An 8,066-nucleotide genomic window follows, 5' to 3' on the forward strand; every position below is an offset into this window, starting at 1 on the left:
GCAGAAAAAGAAGGTCAGGAGCGCGCAGCTCTTGGCCTTCTTCTTTTCTGCCGTTATATAGGAATTTATAAAATGTTTCATGCGTTCCAAATCGTTGGCTAGCTTCACGGGTTAGCCCTTCGGAAATTAGATAAATTGGGCCTATTGCGCTCTACGATGCTCAGTCGGTCCAATTTCCTAAATTTCATTCAGGGCTGAACGAACCCGTTCCGCTTTTCTTATTTTTTGAATCTTCGTTGGATTTTTTTTAACCAGGAATCCTTTTCAGAGAGTATTGGGATTTCGTTTTCCTTGTTCGCCAGTTCCATGAAATACTTTTGCGCATCCACGGCTGGCTTATCGTTACGGACGTGTCGATAGGTCCCATCAGGATGCAGTTCGCGCGCTTTCGTGTTGTCGGCAAGGTAGACATCCATCAAGGAAAGGATTTCCTTCTTGATGGCTTTGTCCAAAATCGGAAACTCTATCTCGACGCGTTTGATCATGTTGCGGGTCATCATGTCAGCGGAAGACAGGAAAAGATTTTCATCGCCGTTATGATGGAAATAGTAGATCCGGCTGTGCTCCAGGAAGCGGCCAACGATGCTGCGGACATGGATGTTCTCACTCACGCCGGGCACTTGGGGTTTCAGGCAGCAGATGCCGCGGATGATCAGATCCACACGGACACCGGCTTGGCTGGCTTCGTACAGTTTCATGATGACGCGTTTGTCGGTCAAGGAATTCATTTTCGCGATGATTAGTCCATTCCCGAATTGTTTGTGCGAGCCGATTTCGTCGTCGATGTATTCAATGAAGGAATCACGGATTTCAAAAGGCGACACATGCAGATGATTGTACTCCGGTTGGTCCGAATAGCCGCTCAAGTAGTTGAAGAAGTTTGTGGCATCCTCGCCGATTTCCTTATTGGCGGTGAAGATGGCCATATCGGTATAAAGTCTGGCGGTTTTATCGTTATAGTTTCCGGTTGCCAGATGGACATAGCGGACGATTCGGTCATTATGTTTCTTTACGACCATCGTGATCTTGCTGTGGGTCTTCAAGTGGGTCATCCCGTAAAGGACATGCGCTCCGGCCTCTTCCAATTCTTTGGCCCATTGCACATTGTTCTCTTCATCGAAACGGGCTTTCAGCTCGACAAGCACAGTGACCTGTTTGCCGGATTCGGCTGCGGTCTTCAAGCCTTCGATGATCGGAGAATCTTTGCTGACACGGTAAAGGGTCTGCTTGATGGCGATCGTATCTTCATCTTCAGCGGCGCTCTTGATGAAATCGACGACCGGGTCGAACGAATCATAAGGATGGTGCAAGAAGACATCCTGCTTTTCGACTACATCAAAGATGTCTTTTCCGGACAAATCACTCGGTGTGACCGGTGAGAAGGTAGGGTAAACATCATCTGGTGAAGCAATCGCCAGATGACGGGTCAATTTGCTGAGGAAGGTAAGATCCAGCGGCCCCTCGATCATATAGACATCGCGATCGTCAAGATCCAGTTCTGTCTGCAAAAAGCGCACGTCTCCCTGGAGAGTCTCAATCGTATCGCGTGTATCGACTTCCAAGCGGACTGCCATCCCGTTTTTGCGCTTCTTCAGGTAATCCTGGATGACCAAAAGCAGATCATCCGCGCCATCTTCATGCAATTCCAAATCCGCATTGCGGGTGATCCGGCAGCTGAAACTATTCGTGACGGTGAAGCCTTTGAACAAGGTATGGATGAAATGGCGTACAACGTCTTCCAAAAGTACGATGCCGATGTCGTTTTTGTCCTCATCCAACAAAATGAACCGTTGCAGCGGAGCGGGAACAGGCACGATCGCAACCCGGGTCGTATCCTCCTTCTCCAAATTGACGAAGATGTGGATCAGTTTGTTGTTCAAGTTAGGGAAGGGGCGGTAGGCATCGATCCCTAGCGGCGTCAATGCAGGGAAAATTTGCTCATGGAATGTTTCTTCTATAATCGCGAATTCACTTTTGGAAAGATCACTGATTTTTTTGATTCGGACATTCTTTTCAGCCAATTTATGCAAAAGTTCATAATAGAACTCATATTGTAAGGCGATGTTTCTATTGTTTTTATCAGAAATGGCAGACAACTGTTCAAGGGGGCTCATATCTGTTTTGCGGTCAGTCATATGGTAGCCAAGTTTGAACTGATCCTGTAATCCGGCAACCCGAACCATGTAGAATTCATCAAGATTGGAACTTGCTATGGATAAAAAGTTCAGCTGTTCAAGCAAAGGGTTCTGAGGATCTTTCGCTTCCTCAATGACACGTTTGTTGAAGTCCAGCCAACTCAACTCTCGATTGAAATAATAATCTGCATGAGCAAGATTGAGTTTACTATCTGATTCCATCATATTACACATCCGTTCGTTCGATTTGTAAGCTTTATTTATAGCATAATTTTGTTAAATTTTTGTAAATATAATGTTAAGTTTACCGCTCAAAAGGCGCTCGATGTGTTTGCGTTGACGCTCTGCGCGATACTCTTCAGCAAGGATGTCACCTTTGTAATAGAGCACCAGATCGTGCCCGTTCTTTGTCTTATTGATTTTGATGTCTTGGATGACCTCCATATGAGAGTCATTGATGGCGTCAGCGAATTTGATGATGCCGCCGAATGATTGCAGCTGATCAATCTGAGTCACTGTGTACCAATCCGTATAGCCCAGCAGGTACTGGTTGACGAGCGATCGGTTTTTGAAGCTGGCCAATAGAGCGATGCTTACCCGTTCCTTGTGGCTGATGCCGTTCAAGTCGCTATTGGAAATGATGTAGAAAGTATGCTGCGAGCTGGCGCCGGTCTCGACGAATTGACCTAGATAATAAAGGTAGCTTCCGAAATGCAACAGTTTTTCCATATCCGGATTTTTGTCAAAAACACCCAGTCGGCACAATTCCTCGTACAGCATATCGACCAATTTCACCCTTTGTTGCGCGACATGCGCTAAGGTGTGGTAGCTGGCGGCCAGCCTGTTGACCGTTTGAGCCGCAATGTTGAAAACGCTGAAGGCTTTGTTTTCGTACTTGTTGTTGAGAAATTCCATCACGATGCCTTCGCGCAAGCCTTTATTGCTGAACAGGAATACTGGGGCCTTCACTTCATCGAAGAGGGTATTGAATACCACGTTCGCGGGTATGATCAAATCGGTGCGGTCCCGGCTCAGCCCATCCAGATTCTGCAGCTGCGGAATGCTCAATGATTGGAACAAATCCACTGTCTGTTGGAGGTCATTTCGGTACATGCGGTAACCGTGCACGCCTGCTAATCGATAATTGATTTGGCGTTGGTGGACATTCGCGATGCTGCGGGCAGAGCCGCCCATAGCTACGATCGGCACTTGTTTCTTGCTGAGCCATTTGATCGATTTGAACTGTTCTTTCACAAATTCCTGCATCTTCTTAATCGCTTTCGGGTCATTGTGAGCCTTGCCGTCGAAGAACATCTGCTTCAGGGTCACGACCCCAAACGGGAAACTATGATACTGCTGCAGTTCCTTATTCTCATAGTAAGTGACTTCTGTGCTGCCGCCGCCGATGTCGATCGTGATACCGCTAGGGAATTGGGTCGTATGCAGAACGGCATAATTCCCATAATAGGCTTCTTTTTCTTCTGGCAACAACAGCATTTCGATTCCGGTCTTCTTGCGTACTTGGGCAATGATGTCGTTGCGATTGGTGGATTGACGGATGGCAGCTGTTGCTACCGGCATCAGGGTGCTGACTTGATACTGATCAGCGACTGATTTGAAACTTTTCAGGACTTTGATGAGTACATCAATCCCTGCTTGGGACATCTTTTTCTTTTTATCCAAATACTGAAACAGGCGTGCGGGGGTCTTGATATTTTGGACTTGAAACATCGTAAAGTGTTCATCGATTTCAAAGATGACCAACCGGATGGTATTGGATCCGATATCGATTAAACCTATTCTCTCTAATAACATGGACGTCTCCTTCTGAATCCCGGATCTTCCAAGATTCCTCACTTTCCATTTTACTGGAATTCGGCAAGTTTGTCATAAAATTATCTTTTCCTGATGCCGATTTAGGCAAGTAAAGTGGACTTTTTGTTACAGCGGGGAATCTTATGTTACGGGAAGGTTACAAAACCGCTCATTAAAAGGCAAAATAAGCATTGAGTGAATCATTTGATATGAAATGGTAAAAGGAATGCAACCCTCCGTAAAGAGAAATTAGATATAATAAAGGAGCATTTTCCAACGAGAAAAGAGAGGCGTGAGATTTTGAATCATAAAAAGCGTATAGGGAAATTGATGTTGGCCGGCTTGGCAGCAAGTCTGACCCTTTCCATTACACAAGTTCAAGGTTCCACCTTAGATACCTTAACCCAAGAAGAACAAAAGACGGAAGCTCAAATTGCTTCTGTGGAAGTGACGATCGGTGAAACACTAGCGTCAATCAACCTGAAGCAGATGGGGATCGATGATCTAGAAGCGCAGATTGCTGCGACTGAAGAGAGCCAAATCGAAACAAAAGCAGCTATCGAAGCGCAAAAAGAAGTGATCGCATCGCGGAAGGAACAACTGAAAACGCGGCTTGTTGCTTTACAGATTTCTGATGCAACGAAGAACCAAGTATTGATGTTACTGGATTCCGAAAATTTTGCCGATTTCATCAATAAAGCGTATGTAATCAGCCAATTGCAGGCTGCCGATAATGAACAGATCGAGTCTGCCATCTCCGAAGAAGAGAAACTGGTGGCATTGGAAGAACAGTTGGCTGAGGGAATCCAAACAGTCAAGGCTGCAGAGAACCGCCTGAAATCCGAATCGACTGCGTTGGCTGAAGAATTGACTTCGTTGAAAGGCATCCTATCGGACAACCAAACTGTGTTGTCGCAAGTGAAAACGGAGTATGCGGATGAAGCTGCCCGTTTGGCTGCCGAAGAAGCGCAAGTAAAAGCTGATTCCGAGGCGGTTGCAGTTGCAGCCAAAGCGGCGGAAGAGCAGCAAATTGCGGAATCGAGCAGCACAGTCGCTATTGCCGAATCTGCATCGTCTGCAGCTTCATCATCCGTACAAGCACCGGTTAGCCAAATCACTGACAGTTCCGTTGCTGCTGTTGTAACGACGCCTGTTGTGACTGTTGCGGCTCCGACTGTGACGGAAACACCAGCTGCGCAGGGCAAAACATTGGTCGTATCGGCAACAGCCTATTCGCGCCACGAAGCGGGGCTATCCAACTTTACCGCTACTGGCATCGACTTGTCGGTCAATCCGATGGTCGTTGCTGTAGATCCTTCCGTGATTCCGTTGGGAAGTCTGGTCAACGTACCGGGCTACGGTATCGCGATTGCAGGAGATACCGGTGGAGCAATCGTAGGGAACAAAATAGACTTGCACATGGAAGACCTGAATGCCGCACTTGCTTTCGGCAGACAGACTTTGACGATCACCATATTACAATAAAAATAAAGAATCGGGCTATCTCAATTTTTTTTGAGAAAGCCCGATTCTTTTTGATCGGTTAGCGAGTTTCCTACTCCCAACTCCGATGAAGCGGAGATTGGCCGGAGGTGAGGGGATGGAACCAGGCGCTCCTCCTGCGAGCCTCCCTTCATCGGAGGTCGCATCCTCATCGTCTTTTCAGCTCCGGCCAAGCAAAGGCTCCCCGGAGCTACGGGCCGTTCATGCACGCTCCTCCGGCCGAAAGATTCTCGTTTGCCGCATTTCAAAAAAACAAAGGTTGCCCTTTTTTTGGGCAACCTTTGTTTTTTGTACTATTACAAAACTTTGTTCAGGAAATCTTGCGTACGAGAGTGCTGTGGGTTGCCGAATACTTCAGCAGGCGTGCCTTCCTCGACGATGTACCCGCCATCCATGAAGATGACGCGATGGCCGACTTCTCTGGCGAAGCCCATTTCATGCGTAACCACAACCATGGTCATCCCTTGTTTTGCCAGTTTCTTCATGACTTCAAGAACGTCGCCAACCATTTCGGGATCAAGTGCGGATGTTGGTTCATCGAAAAGCATGATTTCCGGATTCATTGCCAACGCACGCGCGATAGCGACACGTTGTTTTTGGCCGCCGGATAGCGAGCTTGGAAAAGCGTCAGCTTTTTCGGACAGGCCGACTGTTTCCAACAATTCCACTGCTTTTACTCTTGCGGCTTCTTTATTTTCGCGTTTCAGTTCAACCGGAGCCAATGTGATATTGTCCATTACCGAAAGGTGCGGGAAAAGATTGAAGTGTTGGAAAACCATACCGATTTCTTCACGAACTTTATTGATGTCAGTGGTTTTTTCGGTGATGTCTTTTCCATCGATCAGCACATGGCCGTCGGTGACTTCTTCCAGCTTGTTCAGACAGCGCAGAAGGGTACTTTTTCCTGAACCGGAAGGGCCGATGATGCAGACCACTTCGCCTTCAGCGACTTCGAGGTCGATTCCTTTCAAAACCTCGTTGCTTCCGAAGCTTTTCTTCAGGTTCATGACATTTATTTTTGCGTTAGCCATTCTTTAATCTCCCTTCAAGTTTTTTGGAAATCTTCGTAAGAATCGTGATGACGATGATGTACATCAAGCCGATGATCAACCACATATTACCGGAAGCATAAGTTCTGGCGATGATGATCTTACCGGTCTGTGTCAACTCGACAAGTCCAATGATGGACAAAATGGAAGTGTCCTTCAAAGTAATGACGAACTGGTTGATGAATGAAGGGATCATGATGCGGATTGCTTGCGGCAAAATGATTTTGTTCATTGTTGTTTGATAAGTCAGACCTAAGCTGCGTCCTGCTTCCATCTGTCCGACATCAACAGCTTTGATACCGCCGCGGAAGATTTCGGCCAGATAAGCTGCTGCATTCAGACTCAGTGTGATGATCCCTGCAACTGTCGAACTCATCCGGATGCCCATCAATTGCGGAATCGAGAAGTATACGAAGAATGCCAAGACGATCAACGGCACACCGCGCATGATGTCGACATAGATGGTTGCGATCCAGTTCAATGCTTTGTTAGGGGAAACGCTGAACAAGCCGATTACGATACCCAGCGCCAAAGCGATAACGATGGATGCAAAAGTGATCAGGATCGTTCTGCCCAAACCTTGCAACAATGTTTTCCAGTTTTCCTGGATCAGTCCGAAGAAGGAAGTGTTGCTTTCTTCTGTGTCGGACCCTAGATAGTCGTTGACGATTTCTTCATAAGTACCGTTGGACTGCAAGTTTGCCAATCCTGTGTTGATCATGTTCAACAGTTCCGGGTTCGTGTCTTTCGCGACTGCGATTCCGTAAGATCCGCCGGCTTCTTTTTCGGTAGCCAGTTTCAATCCGATGCCTTGACCTTCGATGGCATAGGCCATAACCGGGTAATCTTCAAATGCCGCGACGGAATTGCCGGCGATAACGTCTTGATACATGTTGGCTGAGTCATCGAAAGTCGATAAAGTGAAGCCATATTCATCCTTGATGGATTCGGCAAATGTTGCGCCTTCCGTTCCGGTTTTGACGGCCACGGTCAGGCCTTCCAAGTCTTCATAGCTGTCGATATCGCTATCGGCAGCAACAGCCATGACCACACCGCTTTCGAAATACGGTTCTGAAAAATCGAAGGTCTGTTTGCGTTCGTCGGTGATGCTCATACCAGCGATGACAGCATCCACTTGTTTAGCTTCCAACGCTTGAAGGGCCGCATTGAATCCTAGCGGACGGATTTCGATTCCGAAACCTTGGTCTTTAGCGATTGCGCGAATCAAATCCATGTCGATACCCACATAGTTGCCGTTAGCGTCCTGGAATTCGAATGGGGCGAAAGTTGTGTCGGTTGCGATGATATAAGTTTTTCCGTTCTGTGCCGGGACATCCAAGCTTGTATCAACGGAAGCACCGAGGTATTTCTCTTGGATGGCTTGGTAAGTGCCGTCCGCTTTCAGATTGGCCAAACCTGCATTGAACATTGCCAACAATTCAGGATTTGTATCTTTAGCGACTGCAAAACCGTATGAACTGCCGGCTTCTTTGTCTGTAGCCAATTTCAGAGCCAAACCTTGGTCCTCGATGGCGTAGGCCATTACTGGGTAATCTTCGAATGC

Annotated in this window: 5 protein-coding genes; 1 reads left to right on the forward strand and 4 read right to left on the reverse strand. The window is 47.2% G+C overall.

From position 1 onward, the window contains the following. Positions 1 to 218: 218 nt before the first annotated feature. Both WBV27_RS07005 and WBV27_RS07010 read right to left on the reverse strand, forming a co-directional pair. Positions 219 to 2,357 (reverse strand): RNA degradosome polyphosphate kinase, encoded by a 2,139-nt coding sequence (locus tag WBV27_RS07005; RefSeq protein ID WP_424200648.1) that lies wholly within the window; start codon positions 2,355 to 2,357, stop codon positions 219 to 221. 54 nt (positions 2,358 to 2,411) lie between these two features. Next, positions 2,412 to 3,950, reverse strand: coding sequence for a Ppx/GppA family phosphatase (locus WBV27_RS07010; RefSeq protein WP_424200650.1), 1,539 nt, complete (start codon positions 3,948 to 3,950; stop codon positions 2,412 to 2,414). Between the two features lie 300 nt (positions 3,951 to 4,250). Here WBV27_RS07010 and WBV27_RS07015 point away from each other — a divergent pair, with 300 nt between their 5' ends. Continuing rightward, positions 4,251 to 5,435: a 3D domain-containing protein gene (locus WBV27_RS07015; protein WP_424200652.1), complete on the forward strand. Its 1,185-nt coding sequence runs from the start codon at positions 4,251 to 4,253 to the stop codon at positions 5,433 to 5,435. A gap of 314 nt (positions 5,436 to 5,749) precedes the next feature. Here the strand turns inward: WBV27_RS07015 and WBV27_RS07020 are convergent, their stop codons facing one another. Together WBV27_RS07020 and WBV27_RS07025 are read right to left on the reverse strand one after the other, a co-directional pair. Beyond that, on the reverse strand, positions 5,750 to 6,484 hold the full coding sequence (locus WBV27_RS07020; protein WP_424200654.1) for an amino acid ABC transporter ATP-binding protein: 735 nt from the start codon (positions 6,482 to 6,484) through the stop codon (positions 5,750 to 5,752). After that, on the reverse strand, positions 6,477 to 8,045 hold the full coding sequence (locus tag WBV27_RS07025) for an ABC transporter substrate-binding protein/permease (RefSeq protein WP_424200656.1): 1,569 nt from the start codon (positions 8,043 to 8,045) through the stop codon (positions 6,477 to 6,479). Before WBV27_RS07025 ends, WBV27_RS07020 begins: the two co-directional genes overlap by 8 nt. Positions 8,046 to 8,066: the final 21 nt, after the last annotated feature.

The organism is Trichococcus sp. (genome assembly GCF_049589555.1).
Classification (GTDB): domain Bacteria; phylum Bacillota; class Bacilli; order Lactobacillales; family Aerococcaceae; genus Trichococcus.

Coding starts and splice junctions, on each gene's coding strand:
- WBV27_RS07005 (WP_424200648.1), bottom strand. CDS start 2,357: ATGGAATCAGATAGTAAACTCAATCTTGCTCATGCAGATTATTATTTC.
- WBV27_RS07010 (WP_424200650.1), bottom strand. CDS start 3,950: ATGTTATTAGAGAGAATAGGTTTAATCGATATCGGATCCAATACCATC.
- WBV27_RS07020 (WP_424200654.1), bottom strand. CDS start 6,484: ATGGCTAACGCAAAAATAAATGTCATGAACCTGAAGAAAAGCTTCGGA.
- WBV27_RS07025 (WP_424200656.1), bottom strand. CDS start 8,045: ATGGCCTACGCCATCGAGGACCAAGGTTTGGCTCTGAAATTGGCTACA.